The sequence below is a fragment of the Nocardia mikamii NBRC 108933 genome (assembly GCF_001613505.1).
GTDB lineage: Bacteria > Actinomycetota > Actinomycetes > Mycobacteriales > Mycobacteriaceae > Nocardia > Nocardia mikamii.
Genome location: NZ_BDCM01000014.1, coordinates 392,267 through 412,690, shown reverse-complemented (window position 1 = coordinate 412,690; position 20,424 = coordinate 392,267). Strand labels below are relative to the sequence as shown.

The window sequence follows — 20,424 nt, the reverse complement described above, 5'->3', positions numbered from 1 at the left end:
TCGGAATGAGATCTACTTCCTTCCATCGCTCCGGAACCGCACTGACCGCCGAGATCGTCGACGGTGACGGCCCGCCGCTGGTGATCGTCCCGGGGGTCATGTCCGATGCCGCAACCTGGCGGCCCGTGGTGGAGCGGCTCGGACTGCCCAATCCGGTCGTGACGATCAATCGCCGCGGGCGGGTGCCTAGCGGTCCCCTGGGGCCGGACTACTCCGTACGAACCGAAATCGACGACCTGCACCACATCCTCGACACTCTCGGCGCTGCGGTGGAGCTGTTCGGATGGAGCTACGGCGGGCTGATCGCCCTGGAGGCGGCGTGTGAGCGGTCGGATCTGCGCTCGCTGATCGCCTACGAACCGGTATCGGCGCCCTTCGCTCCCGCCGCGATCCTCCCGCTGCGCGCCGCCGTCGACCGCGGCGATCTGGATGCCGCCGTCCGGTTGGTCAATACCGACGTGTCGGGCTTCTCCGCGGAATATGTTGCCGCGCTTCGGGAATCGCCAGCGTGGGCGGTGTTGCTGCCGCTGGCCGCTCCGCTGCCGACGGAACTCGCGGCCATCGACACATACCCGGTGGACCTACAGCGGTATCGCGCCCTGACCGTTCCGGTCACCCTCCTGCTGGGCGAACTCAACGTGAACGCCGAACCCTACGGCACCGCCTTCGACCGCATCGCCGACGCACTGCCGCAGGCCCGCATCGACCTTCTGCCGGGGCAGGGACATCTGGCTCACGCACAGGCACCGCACCTGCTCGCCCGGCACATCGCTGCCGCGGTGGGCGCGCGGACCGAGGAAGAGCCCGAGGAGATCGGCTCGACCGGTAGGTAGGACGCGTTCGGTGGCACGTGGTCCGGCGGGGACGCCCGGCCGCGAGCCACCGGGTTCGCGGCTCAGCGGCGAAGCTGGTCCTGGGGAACGAGGACGGTGGTGCGCTCGTCGATCGGCTCCATGGGTTCGAGCCGCGGCTGGGTATTGAGTCGATCCGACAGCTTCTGGCGGCTGGCCTGGACCAGCTTGCGGGTGACCGGGCTGGCGGCGACAGCACGGGTGGTCTTGCTGATCTGCTCGTAGCGAGCCCGCCCCGCCTTGGCCCCCAGCACATAACCGGCTGCGACGCCGATGATCAACCGCAGCATTCTTTCGGGCTCCTCCCAGTAGCTGTCCGCGCAGTACATCCTGCCCGACACCGAGCCGGACTGTCGATCCGGCACCACCTTGCCAGACCCCACCGACAATTTCCGGCCCCCGGCGCCGGCCCCTCGAATTCCCCGCCCGCACAGCCCGGTCGGCGGCCGCGCCGCGCGCCCCCGACACCCCACCACATTCCGCATTCCCCCAGCTCCTGGGCCGATTTGGGGAGCGGACCGGACATGAGCTAAAGTTTGTGCTCGGCCGACCCGCACGGGCCGACCGGAGCAATCCCCTATAGCTCAATTGGCAGAGCAGCCGACTGTTAATCGGCAGGTTTCTGGTTCGAGTCCAGATGGGGGAGCAAAAACAGCCCCTGGCCTGTGAGAATGTATCACGGGCCAGGGGCTGAACTCGTTCTGTATCCCTGACCGGGAGGCTGGAGATGGTCGGCGTCGTCCTCGAATCCGGGCGCGCGCTCACCGTCCGCAGGCTGGAGGTGTTCGGTGTCCGCGACGCTCGGCGGGCCCTCATCGCGACCGGCCGGCAGAGGTTGATCTGCCGGAGCGGCACATCGGATCAGCCGAGTCGGAAGCCGTAGCCGACGATCCCGGGCCGGGAATTGATCTCGGCCAGCACACCCTCGATGCCGGAGAACCAGAACGGGCCGGCCGGTGTCGTGGGGTTGATCTGCGAGTCGATGCCCACCAGGCCCGTGCCCTGGTACGCGGGGGCCCCACTGTCGCCGTTCAGTCCCGGGACGGAGGTGTGGATCACGTTGTCGACGACCGAATCGACCCGGCCGCCGGTGGACCGGGTGGTGCTGCCGTATTTGTCGATGCGGCTGCCCGGGGCGGGGGGCGCGCCGAAGTGGTCGATCACCGCGCCGTTCGGGGCCACCGTCGAGACGCCGAGGCCGGGGCGGAGCGCGATGACGGCCCAGTCGCTGGTCGAATCCGATTGCAGCAGGGCCCATTTGGACGTCCAGCTGGCGTAGTGGCCGATTCTGCCGATGCCGGGCGCGACCACGCTCTGTCCGGGGCTGAACATGCAGTGGCCGGCGGTGAGGGCGACCGCGTTGCCCGCCGCGTCGTGCCCGGCCGCGGTGATCGTGCAGAGGCCGAGCGAGGTGCCCGGCCTCACCACCCGGGCGGGGGAATCGGCGGGAGCCACCGCCGGCGCCGCCAGGACGGCGGCCCCGGCCAACAACGCGGTCGCGATGATCGATCTCTTCGTCTGCTCGGTCATGGCGCTCGGCCTCACTCCTCCGTGCAGCCTGCGATGTCGCTGCAGCCTTGTCTACCGGCCGGTGTCCGCCGTCGGTAGGGACTTCGGTCACCTGCCGAGGAATAGCCGCGATCGACTCGGGTAGTGCGCGTGATGGGGAGGGAACCGTGTCCGGCGAGGAGGGTCCGGCGCGGAGGGTCCGACGAGGAGGATCGCGAGGGGAGAGGAACAGGTAACCGGGCCATCCACGGGCACCCAGGACAAAGACTACAACCTGGTCTGGTTCACCGAACAAGTGTATGCCGACGGAGACATTTCGGGATAGTAAGGGCCGCAACCGGTTTCGCTAGATTTCGCGACTCGGACGGCTCGATCGCCGCTGTTCGGGCTCGTGACCCTCTCTGTAGCGGTACGAACGTTTGTCGCCGTGGCGGGTGGGTATCGGCTCGGTGACCGAGCGGTTCGGCGTACAGCGGCAGGAGGTCGGAAGATGACGGACGATGTGGCAGGTCGGCCGGGCAACGGCGGCGAAACCCACCAGGAGGCATCCGGAGACGACGTGCGGCTGACCACACAGCAGGGTGTGGTGGTCGGAGACGATCAGAACACGATGCGGGCGGGGGAGCGCGGGCCCGCGCTGCTCGAGGACTTCCATTTTCGTGAGAAGATCTTCCACTTCGACCACGAGCGGATTCCGGAGCGCGTGGTCCATGCCCGCGGTTTCGGCGTGCACGGCTACTTCGAGAACTACGATTCGCTGTCGGATCTGACCCGGGCCGACCCGTTCCAGGAGGCCGGTCGCCGGACCGAGGCGTTCGTCCGGTTCTCCACGGTGGCCGGGAACAAGGGATCGTTCGATCTCGCCCGCGACGTCCGCGGTTTCGCGGTGAAACTGTATACGCGAGAAGGCAACTGGGATCTGGTCGGAAACAATATTCCGGTCTTCTTCATCCAGGACCCCATCAAGTTCCCGGATATGGTCCACGCCGCCAAACAGGAGCCCGACCGCGGTTTTCCGCAGGCCCAGACTGCGCACGACAATTTCTGGGACTTCGCCTCGCTCACCCCCGAATCGACCCACATGCTGCTGTGGATCATGTCCGACCGGGCCATCCCGCGCTCGTTCCGATTCATGGAGGGATTCGGCGTCCACACCTTCCGGCTGGTGAATGCCGAGGGCCGCTCGACGTTCGTGAAATTCCATTGGAAGCCCAAGCAGGGACTGCAGTCGGTGGTGTGGAACGAGGCGCTGAAGATCAACGGCGCAGATCCCGATTTCCATCGCCGCGATCTGTGGGACGCCATTCAGTCCGGTGACTATCCGGAATGGGAACTGGGCATGCAGTTGTTCGACGACGACTTCGCCGATCGCTTCGCCTTCGACATCCTGGATCCGACGAAGATCATTCCGGAAGAAGAGGTGCCGGTGCGCCCGGTCGGCAAGCTGGTGCTGAACCGGGTCGTCGACAATTTCTTCGCCGAAACGGAGCAGGTGGCGTTCTGTACGCAGAACATCATTCCGGGCATCGATTTCACGAACGACCCACTGCTGCAGGGCCGGAACTTCTCGTATCTCGACACGCAACTCAAGCGGCTCGGCAGCCCCAACTTCACGCACCTGCCCGTGAACGCGCCCAAGTGTCCGTTCGCGACGTTCCAGCAGGACGGCCATATGGCCATGGTGAATCCGACGGGCCGCGCCAATTACGAGCCCAATTCCTGGCCCGACGAAATCAAGGGCCCGCGCGAAGATCCCGAACGCGGATTCACGACCTATCCCGAGACGATTTCGGGTCCCAAACGTCGGCTGCGACCGGAGAGTTTCGCCGACCATTACAGCCAGGCCCGTCAGTTCTTCGTGAGCCAGACGAGCATCGAGCAGCAGCACATCGTCGAGGCGTTCGTGTTCGAGCTGAGCAAATGCGATCGAGTAGACATCCGCTCGCGGGTCGTCGCCGCCCTGCGCAACGTGCATGAAGATCTGGCCACGGCGGTCGCCGACGGCCTCGGCCTCGCGGAGCTGCCGGAACCGGCGCGCTGTGCGCGCGAGCCGATCACGGATCTGCCGCCCTCACCGGCCCTCAGCATCGTGCGCAACGGTCCGGACAGCGTCGCGGGACGCAAGATCGGCGTGCTGGTCACCGACGGTGTGGACGCGAAGGCATTCGCCGAGGTGCGCGACGCGGTGCAGGCGGGGCAGGCGATCCTCGAGGTCGTCGCGCCGAAGGTCGGCGGTGTCACGACCGACGACGGCGGGCGCATCGAGGCGGATCAGAAGATCGATGGCGGGCCGTCGGTGCTCTACGACGCGGTGGTCATCCTGGCGACCGAGGCGGGTGCCGCCGAACTGGCCACCCTGCCGCCGGCGCGCGATTTCGTCAGCGATGCCTATGCGCACGGCAAATTCATCGCTCATCGCAATGCCGGTGCGCTCTTCGCCGCCGCCGGACTGACCGGTGAACTCGACGACGGTGTCACGGATCTCGCTGCGGGCGCATCGGTGGCCGACTTCCTCGGCCGGTGCCGGGAAGTCCGATACTGGGCCAGGTTCGAAGGCTGACGATGGCGAGCGCGCCGAGGTTTCGCGGTCGCCGATCCATTACGCCTGGCTCGGAGTGCAGACGCTGCGGGCAACTATCGCGGTGACGGTGAGCAGACGCGCTCGATCTGCTACGTCGACGACACCGTCCGCGGGCCGCTCGCGCTGGCGGAGTCCGGTCATCGCGGTCCGGTGAACATCGGCAATCCGCAGGAGATGGTTGCGGCGAATATGCCGGAGCAGTCCGGGTAGTGCGTCGGCAAGGGGCGCCGGTTCGGTGTCCCGAGCAGTTGTCCGTCGACGAAGGGAGCAGACGATGCCCAAGACCACTCGGCGTGGTGACCCGAGACTCTCCGAATTGCCCAGCACTATACGGAAATCCGATGAGCACGCGCAGCGGATATTCGCCGAGGTTCACGATTCGGCGCTGGAGGAGTATCGGAGTGAACAACGCGCGCATCGCGTCGCCTACGCCGCGCTGAAACACAGTTACGAGAAGGTCGGCGACCACTGGGAACCGAAGAAGCAGAAGGGGCCCTCCGACGAGCGCGCCCGCCACGGCGGGCCCGAGCCGGCGGGGAAGACTGCCGGAGGTGTAGACGCCAATGCGTCGAAACAGCATCTGCTGGATATCGCGAAACGCCTCGATATCAGCGGCCGCTCCCGGATGACGAAGAAGGAATTGATCGAATCCATCCAGCGGTCCAACGAACGCGCGCGCCGGCGGAACTGATTCACCGGCCCCGACCCGAAGGAGGTGCCATGACGACGGTGTTCGACATGTTCGGCACGCATCCCGCCGGGCCCGGTGGATCCGGCGCGTTGACCGCCGACGAGACAGCCCGATGCGTAGCGGAATGTGTGGCCTGTCAGACGGCCTGCACGATCTGCGCCGACTCGTGTCTGGCCGAACCGGATGTGGCCGCACTGCGGCAGTGCATCCGCGCGGATCTGGACTGCGCCGACATCTGCGCGGCCACCGCTCGGGTCTTGGCGCGGCGCACCGCGTTCGTGCCGTTCGTGGCCGCCGCGCTGGTGCGGGCGTGCGCGGCGGCGTGTGCCTCGTGCGCCGAGGAATGCGCGTCGCACACCGGGATGGCCCACTGTGAGCAGTGTGCGCAGGCGTGCCATCGCTGTGAGCGGGCCTGTCAGGACGTGCTGGAGAAATTGCTGCCGTCGCACTGACGCCCCCGAAGACCCGCCGGCTCGAGGGAGGGCACATGAATCGTGAAGCGGGGATACCGGTTTCACTGAGTCCGGTTCCCGAGATCATCGATCGTCTCGCCCGGCAGTACGCCACGGTGGTACATCCCCGCCGCCCTCCTGCACGCGACTACACCCGAGCTCTATGTCAAGGGTGGCGACTACCGCCCGGACATGCTGACGGAGGCGCCGATCGTCAACGGCTACGGCGGTGAGGTGCGGGTGCTGAGTTATCTTGCCGACCACTCGACATCACAAGTCATCGCGCGCATCCGCTCCGGCGCCGCGCCGTAGGCCGGGTCCGGGATTACTCCCGCCCGGTCGTCGAACAGTTCCCCGCCGGACAGTTTGCATCGAGTCTGCGCGGGCATGTCGACCACGAACCGGTTCAGGAGTCGAACGATCGAGCCGGTCGCAGCGAGTCGCACGACATCCATGGCACGGTTTCCGCCAGCAATGGCGCCGTTCGAGAGCGCGAGATCCACCGGCGGCAACGCGGATCGGAGGAAGCGTGAGGATTGCGATGGTGTCCGAGCACGCGAGCCCCTTGGCGCCCCTGGGTGGCGTGGACGCGGGCGGGCAGAACGTGCATGTGGCCGAGCTCGCCGCGGGACTGGCCCGGTTGGGGCACGACGTGCGGGTCTACACCCGCCGGGACGACCCCGATATTCCCACCGAGGTGCTGGTGGGGGCGGGATATCGGGTGATCCACGTTCCGGCCGGCCCGCCGCGGCACATTCCGAAGGATGACATCCTGCCGTTCCTCACCGAGTTCACGGCGTTCCTGCGCCGACAGTGGAGTGCCGATACCCCCGATGTCGTGCACGCTCATTTCTGGATGTCGGGTATCGCCGCCGAACGCGCCGCACACGATCTCGGCGTCCCGGTCGTGCTGACCTTCCACGCCCTGGGGACCGTGAAGCGGCGCTATCAGGGGCTGGCCGACACCAGCCCGCGCTCCCGCATCCAGTCCGAGCGCAGGGTGGCCGCCGGCGCTACACATATCGTCGCGACCTCTTCCGACGAGGTCCGGGAGCTGGGCAAAATAGGTGTGCCGCGCGAGCGGACGTCGGTGGTGCCCTGCGGTGTCGACCTGTCGCTGTTCACTCCCGACGGTCCTGCCGAGGAACCCGAGCTGCCGCGGCGGATCGTCTCGGTCGGCCGCATGGTGCCGAGGAAGGGATTCGACACCGCGATCGCGGCATTGTCGGAGGTTCCCGATACCGAATTGGTGATCGCGGGGGGCTCGGCGAGTGCCGAGGACGAGGCCGAACAGACGCGATTGCGCGCCGTCGCCACGGAATACGGTGTGTCGCAACGGGTCCGGTTGCGTGGTCCGGTGCCGCGTGCGGAGATGCCGATGCTGATGCGTTCGGCCGACGCGGTCGTGTGCACGCCGTGGTACGAGCCGTTCGGCATCGTTCCACTCGAAGCGATGTCGTGTGCGAAGCCCGTGGTCGCCACCGCGGTCGGAGGGCTGCTCGATACCGTCCTGGAAGGGGTGACCGGACGTCTGGTCCCCCCACGTGATCCCGTGGTTTTGGCCGAGGTCCTCTCCGGCTTGCTCGATACCCGCCAGGCGCGCCGGGCGATGGGGGAGGCGGGTCTGCGGCGAGCCCGCGGACGTTATTCGTGGGATCGGATCTCCAGAGATACCTCGGCGGCCTATCGACGGACCGCCGCGACGGCCGCTGCGGGCGATATCGCGTCGTCCGCTCGCTGAGATCAGGAGGACTCGCGGATGAATCAACCGGCTCGACCCCTGGGCGCTGTCGCCGGCACCGGTGGTGCGCCCGGGTTGGGCGCGGCGACTGTGGACGCGGTACGCGCCGTCGGCGGCGTTCGGCTGGTTGTCGATCGCAACCGTCCCCACACCGAAGTCGATTGGGAGCAAGCCGATCTCGCCGATTCGGCCGCCGCCGAGGAGGCGACGCGAGCTCTCGCCGACCGGGCCGGGGGCCGCATCGACGGGGTGTTCACCGCCGCCGGAGTCGATGCCTGCGGCCCGCTGGAGGAGGTCGACGCGGCCGCCTGGGAGCGGGTGGTGCGCGTGAATCTGCTCGGTACGGCGGCGGTGATCCGCGCCGCGCTGCCGGCGTTGCGCGAGACGCGACCGGCCCACGCGGTCGTGACCGCTGTGGCGAGCCGGCCGGCATTTCCGTCGTCATGGGGGTGACGCTGGCCCTGCGGGCGCTGGGCCTGGGTGATCTGCTGACGGCGGTGCCGGCCCTGCGGGCGTTGCGGGCCGCGCGCGGTGACGATCACCTGGTGCTGGCGGCTCCACGGTGGCTGGCGCCGATGGTCGAACTCGCCGACTGTGCCGACGAAATACTGCCCACCGCGGGGCTGGGCGCACTGCGCTGGGACCGCCCGCCGCCGGACCTGGCGGTGAATCTGCACGGCAGTGGTCCGCAGAGTATCGGCGATCTGACGAGCATCCGTCCCCGCCGGCTGCTCACCTACTGCCATCCGGACTTTCCCGACGTCGCCGGCCCCGCCTGGCCCGAGCAGGTACACGAGGTCCACCGCTGGTGCCGGCTGCTGGATTCGGCGGACATCCCGTCCGATCCCACCCACCTCGATATCCGGAAGCCGAGCATCGACGCACCGGCTGGTCGGGTCGTGGTGCATCCCGGGGGCAGTGCGCAAGCGCGGCGCTGGCCGCCGGAACGTTTCGCCGCTGTCGCCGCCCACCTGCAGGGCCTGGGCTACCGCATCGCCGTCACGGGAAATGCCGAGGAGATCGCGCTCGCCGCGCAGGTCGCCGACGGGGCGGGCGTGCCGCGGCGATCGGTGCTGGCCGGTGACCTGACACTGACCGAACTGGCCGCGGTCGTCGCGAATGCCGCACTGGTGATCAGCGGGGATACCGGCATCGGACATCTCGCCAGCGCCTTCGCGACACCGTCGGTGGTGATCTTCGGCCCCACCCCGCCGGCGTGGTGGGGACCGCCGCCCACGGCGAACCATATCGCCCTGTGGGCGGGGCATATCGGCGATCCGCACGCCGCCGTGCCGGACCCCGGACTGTTGCGGATCGGAGCCGGGCAGGTCATCGCGGCAGCGATTCGGCAACTGCGATGTTTCGGCTCCGATTCCGGTGGTATCGCCCCGTCGTTCCAATCCCGTACGGACAGTACCGAGAGAGGAGAAACGATGAGCCAGAAGGTGAATCCCATTCAGGTGCAGAAGTATCTCTCCGGCGTGGACTATCCGTGTGACCGCCGCGATATCGTCCGCGCGGCGCGGAGTAACGGCGCCGGCGCGGAGATCGTCGACGCGCTCGAGAGCATGCCCGACCGTATGTTCGACGGCCCGAACGCGGTGAGCGAGGCGATGTCCTGACCCTGGATGTCTCGACCTGAATACACCTGGGCCGCCCGCGATGCGGGCGGCCCAGGCTGCGTGCTGTGGGAGTGCGGCTCAGAAGGTGAACTGATCGCCGTACGCGGTGGTCTGAACTAGCCCCGTGGGCGTCGACACCGTGGCGGAGACGAACGGGACGGCCGCAACCGGGGACGCGCACTGGGAGACGTTCAACGCGGCATTGTTGAAGGCGATGTGGTAGGGGAAGGCCGTCGTGTTGTCCAGGTTGGCCGTCGCGGTGGTGGCGGTGGTGACCTGACCGGGACCGATGTTCGCGTCCAGGTTCTCGGACAGACCGAGCGAGCCGCCGACGCTCGGCCCGAGGTCGAATCCGGGCGGCGATACTCCGGGCAGCCCGGCACTGCCGGATGTGGTGGGCAGGCTCGGGGTGGTGATCGTGGGGGTGTCCGTAGTGGGGATGACGGTCGTCGGGGTTGTGACAGTGGTCGGGGGCGTGACAGTCGTCGTGGGGGTGGTGCTCGTGGTGGGCGGAACACTCGTACGGACAGCCCTGGTGGGGGTGGACGTGGTGCGGGCGGTCGTGGGGGAGGGCTTGGCGCCGGTGGTCGTCGTCGGAGTGGCGCTGCCGCTGGTGGCGATGGGGGCGGCGGCGGTCGTCAAGGACGGTGGCGTGAAGGTCGGGGAGATGCTCAATTCGAGCCCCTGTTCGGGCGAGATGCCCACGTCGAAACCGCCGGCCACGCTGATCCCGCACCCGAGCAGGAATCCCGCGATCGCCTGACCCGAGGTGATCGGGTCACCGTCGATGTTGACCGAGAAATTCCCGGACAACTGCGCGGCGTGCGAGAACGTCATGAGGTAGTTCGGTGTCCGGTCACCGGGTGGGTTCACGCCGATGTTGTCCACCGACGCGGTGAGATGGACCCCCGAACCGGTCACGTCCGTGCCGGGTGGCTGAGCGTGGCTCGTTTCGCTCCCGCCGGTCCATAAGATCGACGCGACGGCGGTCACCGCGGCGATGCCTGTCGCGGCGGCGATGAGGGGACGTCGCATGGCTGGATCCTGTTCCTCGATGTCATGGCAGCAGATCGCGAACAGCTATCGACCGGCAAGCATAATGCTCGAATCCGCGCCGACCGGGATATCGGTGCGCGCCACGCCGCCGACCCCGAGATATCAAGCGGGGTAGACGTGGATCTCGGCGGCCTTGACCGCGGCCCACACCCGCATATCCGGTTGAATGCGCAGGTCGGCCACCGCTGCCGGGGTGATGTCCGCGAGCACCGGCGGCGCTCCGTCGAGTCGGACGCGGGTGAGGTTGGCGTGGTGTTCCAGGCTGCCGACAGTCACCGGCCAGGAGTTGCGAGGGCTGCCAATTGGTTGCTGCGGATGCAGGCTCACCGCGGTGGGCGGGAAGGCGAGGAAGACCCGGCCGGTGGCCGGCGTGGCGACGGTGAGGTGCCCGCCGTTGTCGATCTCGACACCGGTGCCGTGGGCCGTGCCGCGAAACAGGTTGAGCCCCATCAGATCCGCGACATAATCCGAACGTGGCCGCCGGGCGATCTCGGCGGGTGCGCCCTGCTGGACGACCGTGCCCTGTTCGAGGATGACGAGCCGATCAGCGAGCACCATCGCATCGAGCGGATCGTGGGTGACCACCACGGTGTGTCCGCGATAGTCACGCAGATGCCGGGCGAGGTCGGCGCGCACCTGCATCCGGGACCCGGCGTCGAGGGCGGCCAGTGGTTCGTCGAGCAGCAGTAGCTGGGGGTCCGTGGCCAGGGCACGCGCGAGTGCCACCCGCTGCGCCTGCCCGCCGGAAAGGGTGCGCGCGGTGGCGTGCGCGTGTTCGGCGAGGCCGACCCGCTCGAGCCGGTCGGCGGCCCGGGCCCGGGCTCGGGCACGCCGCATACCGCGCGCCCGCAAGCCGAACGCGACGTTCTCCAGCGCCGAAAGATGCTGGAACAGAAGGTAATCCTGGAACACGACGCCGGCCTGTCGCTGCTCCGGCGGGACGAAGACGCCCGGCGGCTCGTCCCAGACCGCGTCGGCGACGGTGAGGCGCCCGCCGGTGAGCGGGACCAGTCCGGCCAGCGCGCGCAGTGCCGTGGTCTTCCCGGCGCCGTTGGGGCCCAGTAGCGCCACCACCTCACCGGGTGCGACGGTGAGCGAGAGGTCGAGGCGGAAGCGCTCGCGCCGCACCTCGAGTTCGGCCCGCAGCGTCATACCGCTCCTCCAATCCAGCGCTCGCGCAACGACACCAGCACCGCGACCGAGACCAGCAGCAGCACCAGGCTGAGCACGATCGCGGCCTCGGGATCGGTTTCCAGCGCGAGATACACCGCGAGCGGCATGGTGGTGGTGCGGCCGGGGAAATTCCCGGCGAAGGTGATGGTCGCGCCGAATTCGCCCAGCGCCCGCGCCCAGCACAGCACGCCGCCGGCGATCACACCCGGCAGGATCGCGGGCAGGGTGACGCGGCGGAAGGTGTGCCAGGGGGTCGCGCCGAGGGTGGCGGCGGCTTCCTCGTAGCGGGTGTCGGTGCTGCGCAGCGCGCCCTCGACCGAGATGACCAGAAACGGCATGGCGACGAACGCCTCGGCCACCACCACCCCCGGGGTCGTGAACGGCAGCGAGACGCCGAACCAGTCGTACAGATACTGCCCGAGCAGCCCGCGCCGGCCGAACACCAGCAGCAGCGCCACCCCTCCGACCACCGGCGGCAGCACCAGTGGCACCGTCACCAGCGCGCGGATCAGTCCCCGGCCCGGCAGCTGCGCCCGCGCCAGCAGCCAGGCCAGCGGGATGCCCAGCACCAGGCAGATCACGGTCGCGCAGGTGGCGCAGATCAGCGAAAGTCGCAGTGCGGTACCGACTTCCGCGCTGAACAGCCGATCGGTCAGACTCGCCCACGGGGTGCGTACCAGCAGGCCGATCAGCGGGATCACCAGGAACGCCAGCGCGCAGAGCGCGGGCAGCACCAGCACGACCGGCCGCCGTCCCGATGCCGCCCGCCGCCGCGTTCGCGGCCTGCTCACGGGGTGTCGAATCCCGCGGCGGCGAATACCTTCTTCGCCGGATCGGAGTGGATGTAGCCGACGAAGGCGGCGGCCGCGGCGGCATTGGGCGCCTTCGCGAGCGGCGCGATCGGATAGGTGTTGATCACCTTCCCCGATTCCGGGAAGTCGATGCCCTGCACCGTGTCGCCGGCCGCCTGCACATCGGTGCGGTAGACCAGGGCCGCGTCGACCTCGTCCAGGGTCACCTTGGTGAGCGCGGCCTTGACATCCTGCTCGCGGGTATCGGGTTGCGGGGTGATGCCGGAGATCTGGAAGACCTTCTCCGCGGCGGCGCCGCACGGCACCTGCACCGCGCACAACGCGATCCGCGGTTCGGTCCTGCCGAAATCGGCCAGCCCGCTGATCTTGCCCGGATTGCCCTTGGGCACAGCGATTTCCAGCCGATTGCTCACGAAGGTGTCCGGTTTCGCGATGACCTCACCGGCGTCGACCACCTGCTGCATATTGGCCGGGGCGGCGGAGGCGAAGACATCGGCCGGTGCCCCCTGTTCGATCTGCGCGGCCAGTGCCGAGCTGCCGCCGAAGCTGTAGACGACCTTCACGCCGGGATGGGCGGCCTCGAAGTCGTGTCCGAGTTTCGTGAACGTCTCGGTGAGCGAGGCCGCCGCGAAAACCGTGACCGTGCCCGAGAGTTCGCCCGTTGCGGACGTGGTTGTCGCGTCGTCGGACCCGCATCCGGCCAGGGCGGCGGTGACGGCGACGGCGGCCGCCGCGGCGACGACGGTCCGGAGGATCTGCATGCTCGTCAACTTTCTGGGATTTCGACCACGACGTGGGTCGATTTGACCGAGGCGACGGCGATACTGCCGACCTCGAGACCGAGTTCGTCCACCGATTCCCGGCTGACCAGCGAGACCAGCCGGAACGGTCCGGCCTGCATCTCGACCTGCGCCATGACCGTGTCCTTGAGGATGCGGGTGACGATGCCGCGCAGCCGGTTGCGGGCCGAGGCGGCGACGGTGACACCGGGTTCGTGCGCCTCGGCGTGCTGAGCGCGCAATACCTCGGCCAGGTCCGCGCCGCGCACCCCCTTGCGTCCGCTGTCGAGCCGGATCTCCGGCAACCGTCCCTGATCGATCCAGCGCCGCACCGTGTCGTCGCTGACCCCCAGCAGCGCCGCCGCCTCACTGATCCGCAGATTCGTCACAATCGACAGCATATTGCCGTGGATGCGGTTCGCAAGCCCGTCTGCGGTTGCGGGCCGGTTACCCGATTCTCACCGGGACGGGACGGCGTTCGTGCGGATCGGCTCCTGGCGGGAACGCGAGCGATGATGCATGCTCGGCGGTATGCCCTGGCTCGCCGCAGTCGTCTCCGTCACGACGCGATTCGCCAACCGTCACGGTGTCTACGCCGGTCGGCGGGCGACGAAAGTCCATGTGGCGCTGTACCGATGGTCAAGGGGGCGGATCGGCGGGCGCATGCCGGGCCGTCGGCACGCGCGCATACTGCTGCTCGACCACGTGGGTGCGAGATCCGGCATCCTGCGGAGCTCACCGCTGATATATGTCGACGTGGGGGCCGCGGTGGCGATCGCGGCGTCGAAGGCGGGTCAGCCGCACCATCCCGCCTGGTATCACAACCTGCTCGCCCATCCCGACACCACGATCCGGATCGGAACCGAGGTGCGCCCGGTGCGAGCGCGAGTCGCGACCGCCGCCGAATATCCGGACCTCTGGCGCGAATTCGTCACGATGACACCGGATTACGAGTTCTATCGGCGTCAGGCGGGCGGTCGCACGATCCCGCTGGTCGTCCTCGAACCGCGATGACGGGTGCACTCAGCAGTACAGGTCGACGAACCGGTCGAGTGAGCGTTCGATATCGCCCCGCAGCGCTCGTGCCACCGTCGCCCCGATCGGGCCGAACAGCGGTCGCCCGCCCAGGTCGATGTCGACGGTGACCGCCGAACCCGAGGCGTTCGGCGCGACCAGCAGTTCCAATCCCAATTTGGTGCCGCCCTTGCCGGCGCCGCTCAATACGAGCCGGCGCGGCGGTTCGGCCGTGCGCACGGTCCAGCGCACGCGATTGCGCAGACCCTTCACCGAGGCGATGCCCACCAGTTCGGTACCGGGGGTGAGCTCCTCGGGCACCCGGCCGCGCCACGCCTCGTGCATGATCAGCCACTGGTCGAGTTCGCCCAGATTCGCCGCATGCGACCAGGCCCGATCGGGAGGGATCGGGACGTCCACCGAGACTGTCAGTTTCGCCACGCGTGGATGGTAACCGCCGGTGATTCGCACACCTGCCGGTGGCTACGAGGCGAGTCCGGGATCGGCGTGGATCGGCCGGTCGGTCGCCGAGAGCGGTTGTGCGGAACCGCCGCGGCGCACCGCCACGATCTCGGCGCCGATCGCCACCGCGGTCTCCTCCGGCGTGCGGCCGCCGAGTTCCAGGCCGATCGGTGAATGCAGCCGACACAGCTGCCGATCGGTGATCCCGTTGTCGCGCAGATGTTCACGTCGCTCTCGATCCGAGCGCCGCGACCCCATAGCACCCACATATGCCACCGGCAGCCGCAACGCCGCCGCGAGAACGGGCACATCGAATTTCGGATCGTGGGTCAGCACGCAGATCACCGTGCGCGAATCCACCTGCGTCCCGGCCAGATAGCGGTCGGGCCGATCACGCACCACCTCGTCGGCCTCGGGCAGGCGCGCCCGGTCGGCGAAGACCGGCCGCGGTTCGCAGACGGTGACCCGATAGCCGAGCAGCCGCCCGACCCGGCACAGCGCGGTGGTGAAATCGGTGGCGCCGAAGACGATCATGCGCGCCGCCGGCGCGAAGGACGCCACGAACACCGTGCGTTCGCGATCCGCGCACCCGATGGTGCGGACCGCGCTGGTAGCGGTCTCGAGCATGGCACGAGCGTGCGCGATCACCGCCGCGTCCGCGGGCCCGCCGATGGTGCGGTCCGCTCGCACCGCCACCATCGCGCCGGATTCCAGATCCCGCACCAGCGCGACGGGCCGATCCGGATCCAGCGCCGCGGCGATCGTGTCGTATTCGGCCGCGGTGACCCGGTGGATGAACACGTCGAGTTCACCACCGCAGGTGAGCCCGACGGCGAAGGCGTCGTCGGCGTTGTAGCCGAAGGTGTGGCGGCCCGGCTCCCCGGATTCGAGTACTCGCAGGCATTCCTCGTAGACCGCGCCCTCCACGCAGCCGCCGGAGAGGCTGCCGCGCACCTGCCCCGACGCCGAGACCGCCATGGTGGTGCCCACTGCTCGTGGCGCACTGCCGCGCACCCCGACCACGGTGGCCAGGGCATAGGTCGTCGCGGCGGCATGCCAGTGCCGCAGGTGCTCGCCGAGTTCGCGCACGCCGCCCTCCTGTGAGAATCCCATTCTCCTTGTACTGTAGCGACATACTCACTTTCGGCATATATTGTTAACCGACCGCGAGGTGCCGGTCCTTGTCCGACGGCGAACAAGAGGGGATCAGTCCGATGACCGCGATGCGAGCCGCCCGATGACCTCGACGACCACCACCGCGAGCGCCTCCGTCGTCGGCGCCCGCGTGCCGCGCATCGAGGACGCGCGCCTGGTCACCGGCGCCGGAACCTTCGTCGACGACGTGACCCGCCCGGGCGTGGTGCACGCCTGCTTCGTGCGCAGCCCACTGCCCCGCGCGACCATCGGCACGATCGACGTCTCGGCGGCACTGGAACTCGACGGGGTGCTCGCCGTCTACACCGCCGCGAACCTCAACCCCGGTGCGCACGAGATCTCCTACGACCTGGACATGGCCGGCATGCCGCCGGTGCCGCGTCCGCCGCTGGCCGAGGAGGAGGTCCGATTCGTCGGCGATCCGGTCGCACTGGTGATCGCCGCGGACCGCTATATCGCCGAAGACGCCGCCGAACTGGTCGTCATCGACTACGAACCGCTGGATCCGGTGGTCGACTACACCACCGCCGAACAGTCGCCGAATCTGGTGCACGCCGGATTCGCCGGCAATTCGGCCGGGGCGATGGGCGGGCGCCCGGCCTCCGACCTGGCACCGTTGTTCGACTCGGCCGCACATGTGGTGCGGCAGCGGATCTTTCAGCAGGCGTATCTGCCGGTGCCCATGGAGACTCGCGGCATCCTCGCCGAATGGACGGCCTCGACGGCGGAGATGACGATCTGGATCGCCACCCAGTCGCCGCACGAGGTCCGGGCGTTCTGCGCCCGGCTGCTCGGCATCGATGAACACCAGGTCCGGGTGATCGCGCGCGACACCGGCGGCGGTTTCGGACTCAAACAGCTCCCGCTGCGCGAGGAGACCTGCGTCATGCTCGCCTCCCGCGCGCTCGGCACCCCGGTGAAATGGATCGAGGACCGCCAGGAGAATCTGATGGCCTCGGGCCTGGCCCGGCACGAGAACGCCGATGTGGCAATGGCATTCGATGCCGACGGCAGGATCGTCGCGGCGTCCATCGATCACGTGCAGAACGTCGGCGCCTATCCGACGCCCTCGCCGATCACCGGTGGCGTGGTCGTCGGCATCCTGTTCCCCGGCCCCTACCGCATCACCGACGCCTCGTTCAGCGCGAAGTTCCTCTACTCCAACACCGTCGGGCGCGTCGCCTATCGGGGGCCGTGGCAGTTCGAATCGGTGGCTCGCGAGGTGCTGCTCGACCACGCGGCCCGGCACATCGGTATCGACCCGATCGAGTTGCGCCGCCGGAACATGGTGCGCCGCGACGAATTACCGTGGGCGAATCCCAACGGCATGTCCTACGACAACATCTCGCCGCTGGAGACGCTGGAGCAGGCGGTCGAGAAACTGGACTACGACGCCTTCCGCGCCGAACAGCGCGCCGCCCGCGCGCAGGGCCGCTACCTCGGCGTCGGCACCTGCACGTATGTGGAACCGACCACCGGCGCGAGCCCGTTCCTCAGCACCGAGGGCGCCACCATCCGCATCGAACCCAGCGGCAAGGTCAACGTCTACGTGGCGGGCGGTTCGGCCGGAAACAGCTTGGAGACCACCGTCGTTCAGCTCGCGGCCGACGCGCTCGGGGTCACGCTGTCGGATGTGCGGACCATTCAGGGCGATACCGCGGTGACGCCGTTCGGCGGCGGCACCGGGGGCAGCCGTTCCGGATCGATGACCGCGGGCGCGATCGGACAGACCGCGGCCGTCCTGCGCGAGCGGATCGTCGCGATCGCCGCCCACCGGCTGAACGTCGCGCCGGAGGAGATCGATATCGCCGACAGCCGCGCGAGCGTGCGCAGCGCTCCCGGCAAGGGGCTCACGCTGGCCGAGATCGCCGATATCGCCTACTTCCAGGCCGACAGCCTGCCGCCCGGAGTCCCACCCGGACTCGAGGCCAACGGCCGGCACAAGACCTCGCAGATGGCGATCTGGGCCAACGCCACCCACATCTGCACGTGTGAGGTCGACATCGAGACCGGGGCGGTGACGCTGCTGCGCTATATCGTCAGCGAGGACGTCGGGCCGATGATCAACCCCAATGTGGTGGAGGGCCAGATCTACGGCGGCACCGTGCAGGGCATCGGCGGCGCGCTCTACGAACACCTCGCCTACGACGAGAGCGGCAATCCGGTCGCGACGACCTTCCTGGACTATCTGCTGCCGACCGCCATGGAAGTGCCGGTCATCGAGGTCGGTCACGTCGAGACGCCCAGTCCGGGGCCGGGCAGTTTCAAGGGCGTCGGCGAGGGCGGGGCGATCGGCGCGGCGCCGGCCGTGCTCAACGCCGTCGCGGATGCGTTGTCGCCGTTCGGGATCGAGCTCCGGGAACTGCCGCTCTCACCCGCACGGATCGTGGACATGGTGGAGCGGGCACGCGCCGCCGGGAAGGAGTCGGCGTGAAACCGGCCGCCTTCGACTATCACGCCCCCGCCTCGGCCGAGGAGGCGGTGACACTGCTCGCCGAACTCGGCGACGAGGCCAAGATCATCGCCGGCGGCCAGAGCCTGGTGCCGATGCTGGCGTTGCGGCTGGCGGTCTTCGACCACCTCGTCGACCTGCGGCGAGCCGACGACCTGCGCGGAATCGAGGCCGGTGCGTCGCGTGTGCGGATCGGCGCCGGGACCACCCACGCGGCGGTCGGCGCCTGCGCGGAGATCCGCCGGGCGGTTCCACTGCTGCACCGGGCGACACCGCTGATCGGGCACTTCCAGATCCGCAACCGCGGCACCATCGGCGGTTCCGTCGCCCACGCCGACGCCGCGGCCGAATATCCGGTGGTGGCGCTGACTCTGGACGCCGAGATCGAGGCGTTGTCGCCCCGCGGGCGGCGCACCGTCGCGGCCGCGGATTTCTTCACCGGTATGTGGACGACCGCGCTGGAACCCGACGAACTGGTCACCGCGATCACCTTCCCGGCCCGGTCCGGACGCAGCGGCTACGCGATCGAGGAATTCACCAGGCGCAGCGGCGATTTCGCGATGGCCGGGGCGGCGATCGCGGTCCGGTTGGACGGGGACTGCCGCATCGACCGCTGCGCGATCGGCCTGTTCGGCCTCGCGCCGACCCCGGTGCGGGCGCACGAGGCCGAGGCCGAGTTGCTGGGCCGTCCCGCCGATGCGGTGGCGGCCGAGGAGGTCGGCGCCGCGGCGACCGCGAATCTGACGGCGATCTCGTCGGATGTGCACGGTTCTGCCGAATATCGCCGCCGGCTCGGTGCGGCGATGGTGGCGCGGGCATGGCGCCGCGCGATAGAGGAGGCGAGCGATGACTGAGGTCGATATCGAGGTGCGGGTCAACGGCTTTCGCCGCCGCGACGCCGTGCCGGCCCGGCTGACGCTGGCCGATTATCTGCGCGACCGCTGCGGGCTCACCGGCACCCACCTCGGATGTGAACACGGCGTATGCGGCGCCTGCACGGTCCTGCTCGACGGTGCCGCGGTGCGCTCCTGCCTGATCTTCGCGGTCCAGGCCGACGGCACCGAGATCACGACCGTCGAGGGCATCGCGGAACCCGACGGGACCCTGTCGGCGGTGCAAGAGGCATTCCGCGCCGAACACGGATTGCAGTGCGGTTTCTGCACGCCCGGCTTCATCGTCTCCGCGACGGCTTTCCTGCGCGAGAATCCCGATCCCACCGACACCGAGATTCGCGAGGCGATCTCGGGAAATCTGTGCCGCTGCACCGGATATCAGGGCATCGTGCGCGCGGTCCGCGCCGCCGCCGATGCGCGCGAGTCCGGTGCCGAATCCTCCACCGGCGACGAGGCCGATATCGCCGCACCCGCCGCGCGGCGGGCCTGATCCGACCGAGGACCGTCATGAAACTCGACAACACGTTCACCATTCCCGTTCCGGCGGCGCAGGCCTGGCCGGTACTGCTCGACCTCGAACGCATCGCGCCGTGTGTGCCCGGGGCGACCATCACCTCGCGCGAAGGCGATGATTTCCACGGCAGAATCAAGGTCAAACTCGGTCCGGTGGGGTTGAGCTACAACGGGATCATCAAGGTCGTCTCGCGGGACGAACAGGCCGGGGTCGCGGTGCTCGAGGGACGTGGCCGTGAGGCACGCGGCAACGGCACGGCGACGGCGACCATCACCTGCCGATTGGTCGAGAACAACGGCAGCACAGACGTTTTCGTCGACACCGAGCTGGCGATCACCGGCAAGCCCGCCCAATTCGGCCGGGGCGCGCTGGCCGATGTCGCGGGCACCCTGATCGGGCAGTTCGCCACCAACCTCGCCGACGAGATCACCGCCTCGGCGCGGCCGGCCGAACCGCCGCGCGCCGTGACGCAGGAGTCGGACCCGGGCGCGACTACCGTCACAGCCCACCCGCAGCGCGCCACCGCCTCGCGCACCCCGGCCGAGCCGCTGGATCTGCTCGCCGCCGCCGGATCCGCACAGGTGCTGCGCTACAGCGGATTCGCGGCGGCGCTGATGCTCGTGGTGCTGGTGGCCGTCATCCGGCGGCGAGCGCGGCGGGGCTGAGC

The 20,424-nt window shown here is 68.9% G+C and carries 22 protein-coding genes and 1 tRNA gene; 13 read left to right on the top strand and 10 right to left on the bottom strand.

The window, feature by feature from the left end; genetic code table 11:
• Nucleotides 1-5: 5 nt before the first annotated feature.
• Nucleotides 6-833: an alpha/beta fold hydrolase gene (locus tag NMI01S_RS23470; protein WP_063000496.1), complete on the top strand. Its 828-nt coding sequence runs from the start codon at nucleotides 6-8 to the stop codon at nucleotides 831-833.
• Nucleotides 834-895: 62 nt separating this feature from the next.
• Here the strand turns inward: NMI01S_RS23470 and NMI01S_RS23465 are convergent, their stop codons facing one another.
• Nucleotides 896-1,141 carry a hypothetical protein gene (locus NMI01S_RS23465; RefSeq protein ID WP_036499775.1) on the bottom strand — a complete coding sequence of 82 codons (246 nt, stop codon included), beginning with the start codon at nucleotides 1,139-1,141 and terminating at the stop codon, nucleotides 896-898.
• 283 nt (nucleotides 1,142-1,424) lie between these two features.
• Here NMI01S_RS23465 and NMI01S_RS23460 point away from each other — a divergent pair.
• Nucleotides 1,425-1,497 (top strand) — tRNA-Asn (locus tag NMI01S_RS23460).
• Between the two features lie 215 nt (nucleotides 1,498-1,712).
• Here the strand turns inward: NMI01S_RS23460 and NMI01S_RS23455 are convergent.
• Complete coding sequence (locus tag NMI01S_RS23455; protein WP_063000494.1) at nucleotides 1,713-2,381, bottom strand: chymotrypsin family serine protease; 669 nt, start codon at nucleotides 2,379-2,381, stop codon at nucleotides 1,713-1,715.
• 469 nt (nucleotides 2,382-2,850) lie between these two features.
• Here NMI01S_RS23455 and NMI01S_RS23450 point away from each other — a divergent pair, with 469 nt between their 5' ends.
• Nucleotides 2,851-4,920, top strand: coding sequence for a catalase (locus NMI01S_RS23450; RefSeq protein WP_063000492.1), 2,070 nt, complete (start codon nucleotides 2,851-2,853; stop codon nucleotides 4,918-4,920).
• 39 nt (nucleotides 4,921-4,959) lie between these two features.
• Here the strand turns inward: NMI01S_RS23450 and NMI01S_RS36570 are convergent, their stop codons facing one another.
• A complete protein-coding gene (locus NMI01S_RS36570; protein WP_439956293.1) occupies nucleotides 4,960-5,082 on the bottom strand; it encodes a hypothetical protein in 123 nt (40 codons plus the stop codon).
• Nucleotides 5,083-5,215: 133 nt separating this feature from the next.
• Between NMI01S_RS36570 and NMI01S_RS23445 the strand changes: the two genes are divergently transcribed.
• The 5 genes from NMI01S_RS23445 (at nucleotide 5,216) to NMI01S_RS23420 (ending at nucleotide 9,447) form a co-directional block, all read left to right on the top strand.
• Nucleotides 5,216-5,632: a ChaB family protein gene (locus NMI01S_RS23445; protein WP_063000490.1), complete on the top strand. Its 417-nt coding sequence runs from the start codon at nucleotides 5,216-5,218 to the stop codon at nucleotides 5,630-5,632.
• A gap of 29 nt (nucleotides 5,633-5,661) precedes the next feature.
• A complete protein-coding gene (locus NMI01S_RS23440) occupies nucleotides 5,662-6,084 on the top strand; it encodes a four-helix bundle copper-binding protein (protein ID WP_063000487.1) in 423 nt (140 codons plus the stop codon).
• A 529-nt stretch (nucleotides 6,085-6,613) separates the two neighbouring features.
• A complete protein-coding gene (locus NMI01S_RS23430) occupies nucleotides 6,614-7,825 on the top strand; it encodes a glycosyltransferase (protein WP_063000482.1) in 1,212 nt (403 codons plus the stop codon).
• An 18-nt stretch (nucleotides 7,826-7,843) separates the two neighbouring features.
• Entirely contained in the window at nucleotides 7,844-8,278 is a 435-nt protein-coding gene (locus tag NMI01S_RS23425; RefSeq protein ID WP_084513192.1) for an SDR family NAD(P)-dependent oxidoreductase, read from the top strand.
• A complete protein-coding gene (locus NMI01S_RS23420) occupies nucleotides 8,269-9,447 on the top strand; it encodes a glycosyltransferase family 9 protein (RefSeq protein WP_063920827.1) in 1,179 nt (392 codons plus the stop codon). The genes NMI01S_RS23425 and NMI01S_RS23420 overlap by 10 nt, the downstream gene beginning before the upstream one ends.
• Before the next feature lie 78 nt (nucleotides 9,448-9,525).
• Here the strand turns inward: NMI01S_RS23420 and NMI01S_RS23415 are convergent, their stop codons facing one another.
• From NMI01S_RS23415 to NMI01S_RS23395, 5 genes are all read right to left on the bottom strand, one after another.
• The gene (locus tag NMI01S_RS23415; protein ID WP_063000477.1) at nucleotides 9,526-10,482 is read right to left on the bottom strand and encodes an MspA family porin; all 957 of its coding nucleotides are present in this window, start codon (nucleotides 10,480-10,482) and stop codon (nucleotides 9,526-9,528) included.
• 123 nt (nucleotides 10,483-10,605) lie between these two features.
• Nucleotides 10,606-11,655 (bottom strand): ABC transporter ATP-binding protein, encoded by a 1,050-nt coding sequence (locus NMI01S_RS23410; RefSeq protein ID WP_063000475.1) that lies wholly within the window; start codon nucleotides 11,653-11,655, stop codon nucleotides 10,606-10,608.
• On the bottom strand, nucleotides 11,652-12,467 hold the full coding sequence (modB, locus tag NMI01S_RS23405; protein ID WP_063000473.1) for a molybdate ABC transporter permease subunit: 816 nt from the start codon (nucleotides 12,465-12,467) through the stop codon (nucleotides 11,652-11,654). The genes NMI01S_RS23410 and modB overlap by 4 nt, the downstream gene beginning before the upstream one ends.
• The gene (modA, locus tag NMI01S_RS23400) at nucleotides 12,464-13,249 is read right to left on the bottom strand and encodes a molybdate ABC transporter substrate-binding protein (protein ID WP_063000471.1); all 786 of its coding nucleotides are present in this window, start codon (nucleotides 13,247-13,249) and stop codon (nucleotides 12,464-12,466) included. The genes modB and modA overlap by 4 nt, the downstream gene beginning before the upstream one ends.
• Before the next feature lie 5 nt (nucleotides 13,250-13,254).
• The gene (locus tag NMI01S_RS23395) at nucleotides 13,255-13,656 is read right to left on the bottom strand and encodes a TOBE domain-containing protein (protein WP_063001013.1); all 402 of its coding nucleotides are present in this window, start codon (nucleotides 13,654-13,656) and stop codon (nucleotides 13,255-13,257) included.
• Between the two features lie 142 nt (nucleotides 13,657-13,798).
• On the opposite strand from NMI01S_RS23395, the gene NMI01S_RS23390 reads away from it, so the two are divergent.
• On the top strand, nucleotides 13,799-14,281 hold the full coding sequence (locus NMI01S_RS23390; RefSeq protein ID WP_084513224.1) for a nitroreductase/quinone reductase family protein: 483 nt from the start codon (nucleotides 13,799-13,801) through the stop codon (nucleotides 14,279-14,281).
• Between the two features lie 9 nt (nucleotides 14,282-14,290).
• Here NMI01S_RS23390 and NMI01S_RS23385 read toward each other — a convergent pair whose 3' ends face one another.
• Together NMI01S_RS23385 and NMI01S_RS23380 are read right to left on the bottom strand one after the other, a co-directional pair.
• Nucleotides 14,291-14,722, bottom strand: coding sequence for a type II toxin-antitoxin system Rv0910 family toxin (locus tag NMI01S_RS23385; RefSeq protein WP_063001009.1), 432 nt, complete (start codon nucleotides 14,720-14,722; stop codon nucleotides 14,291-14,293).
• 42 nt (nucleotides 14,723-14,764) lie between these two features.
• Nucleotides 14,765-15,856, bottom strand: coding sequence for an XdhC family protein (locus NMI01S_RS23380; protein WP_157126320.1), 1,092 nt, complete (start codon nucleotides 15,854-15,856; stop codon nucleotides 14,765-14,767).
• Between the two features lie 124 nt (nucleotides 15,857-15,980).
• Between NMI01S_RS23380 and NMI01S_RS23375 the strand changes: the two genes are divergently transcribed.
• Genes NMI01S_RS23375 through NMI01S_RS23360 form a run of 4 tightly spaced genes read left to right on the top strand, consistent with a single transcriptional unit; the run spans nucleotide 15,981 to nucleotide 20,422 of the window.
• A complete protein-coding gene (locus tag NMI01S_RS23375) occupies nucleotides 15,981-18,332 on the top strand; it encodes a xanthine dehydrogenase family protein molybdopterin-binding subunit (protein WP_063000469.1) in 2,352 nt (783 codons plus the stop codon).
• A complete protein-coding gene (locus NMI01S_RS23370) occupies nucleotides 18,329-19,204 on the top strand; it encodes an FAD binding domain-containing protein (protein ID WP_063000467.1) in 876 nt (291 codons plus the stop codon). The genes NMI01S_RS23375 and NMI01S_RS23370 overlap by 4 nt, the downstream gene beginning before the upstream one ends.
• Entirely contained in the window at nucleotides 19,197-19,733 is a 537-nt protein-coding gene (locus NMI01S_RS23365; RefSeq protein ID WP_063000465.1) for a (2Fe-2S)-binding protein, read from the top strand. The genes NMI01S_RS23370 and NMI01S_RS23365 overlap by 8 nt, the downstream gene beginning before the upstream one ends.
• A 17-nt stretch (nucleotides 19,734-19,750) precedes the next feature.
• Nucleotides 19,751-20,422, top strand: a complete 672-nt coding sequence (locus NMI01S_RS23360) for an SRPBCC family protein (protein WP_063000463.1) — start codon at nucleotides 19,751-19,753, stop codon at nucleotides 20,420-20,422.
• Nucleotides 20,423-20,424 lie beyond the last annotated feature (2 nt).

Excerpts from the sequence above, each read along its gene's own strand:
- NMI01S_RS23470 (WP_063000496.1), top strand. The coding sequence starts at position 6 with ATGAGATCTACTTCCTTCCATCGCTCCGGAACCGCACTGACCGCCGAG.
- NMI01S_RS23465 (WP_036499775.1), bottom strand. The coding sequence starts at position 1,141 with ATGCTGCGGTTGATCATCGGCGTCGCAGCCGGTTATGTGCTGGGGGCC.
- NMI01S_RS23455 (WP_063000494.1), bottom strand. The coding sequence starts at position 2,381 with ATGACCGAGCAGACGAAGAGATCGATCATCGCGACCGCGTTGTTGGCC.
- NMI01S_RS23450 (WP_063000492.1), top strand. The coding sequence starts at position 2,851 with ATGACGGACGATGTGGCAGGTCGGCCGGGCAACGGCGGCGAAACCCAC.
- NMI01S_RS36570 (WP_439956293.1), bottom strand. The coding sequence starts at position 5,082 with ATGACCGGACTCCGCCAGCGCGAGCGGCCCGCGGACGGTGTCGTCGAC.
- NMI01S_RS23445 (WP_063000490.1), top strand. The coding sequence starts at position 5,216 with ATGCCCAAGACCACTCGGCGTGGTGACCCGAGACTCTCCGAATTGCCC.
- NMI01S_RS23440 (WP_063000487.1), top strand. The coding sequence starts at position 5,662 with ATGACGACGGTGTTCGACATGTTCGGCACGCATCCCGCCGGGCCCGGT.
- NMI01S_RS23425 (WP_084513192.1), top strand. The coding sequence starts at position 7,844 with ATGAATCAACCGGCTCGACCCCTGGGCGCTGTCGCCGGCACCGGTGGT.
- NMI01S_RS23420 (WP_063920827.1), top strand. The coding sequence starts at position 8,269 with ATGGGGGTGACGCTGGCCCTGCGGGCGCTGGGCCTGGGTGATCTGCTG.
- NMI01S_RS23415 (WP_063000477.1), bottom strand. The coding sequence starts at position 10,482 with ATGCGACGTCCCCTCATCGCCGCCGCGACAGGCATCGCCGCGGTGACC.
- NMI01S_RS23410 (WP_063000475.1), bottom strand. The coding sequence starts at position 11,655 with ATGACGCTGCGGGCCGAACTCGAGGTGCGGCGCGAGCGCTTCCGCCTC.
- modA (WP_063000471.1), bottom strand. The coding sequence starts at position 13,249 with ATGCAGATCCTCCGGACCGTCGTCGCCGCGGCGGCCGCCGTCGCCGTC.
- NMI01S_RS23390 (WP_084513224.1), top strand. The coding sequence starts at position 13,799 with ATGCCCTGGCTCGCCGCAGTCGTCTCCGTCACGACGCGATTCGCCAAC.
- NMI01S_RS23380 (WP_157126320.1), bottom strand. The coding sequence starts at position 15,856 with ATGGGATTCTCACAGGAGGGCGGCGTGCGCGAACTCGGCGAGCACCTG.
- NMI01S_RS23375 (WP_063000469.1), top strand. The coding sequence starts at position 15,981 with ATGACCTCGACGACCACCACCGCGAGCGCCTCCGTCGTCGGCGCCCGC.
- NMI01S_RS23365 (WP_063000465.1), top strand. The coding sequence starts at position 19,197 with ATGACTGAGGTCGATATCGAGGTGCGGGTCAACGGCTTTCGCCGCCGC.
- NMI01S_RS23360 (WP_063000463.1), top strand. The coding sequence starts at position 19,751 with ATGAAACTCGACAACACGTTCACCATTCCCGTTCCGGCGGCGCAGGCC.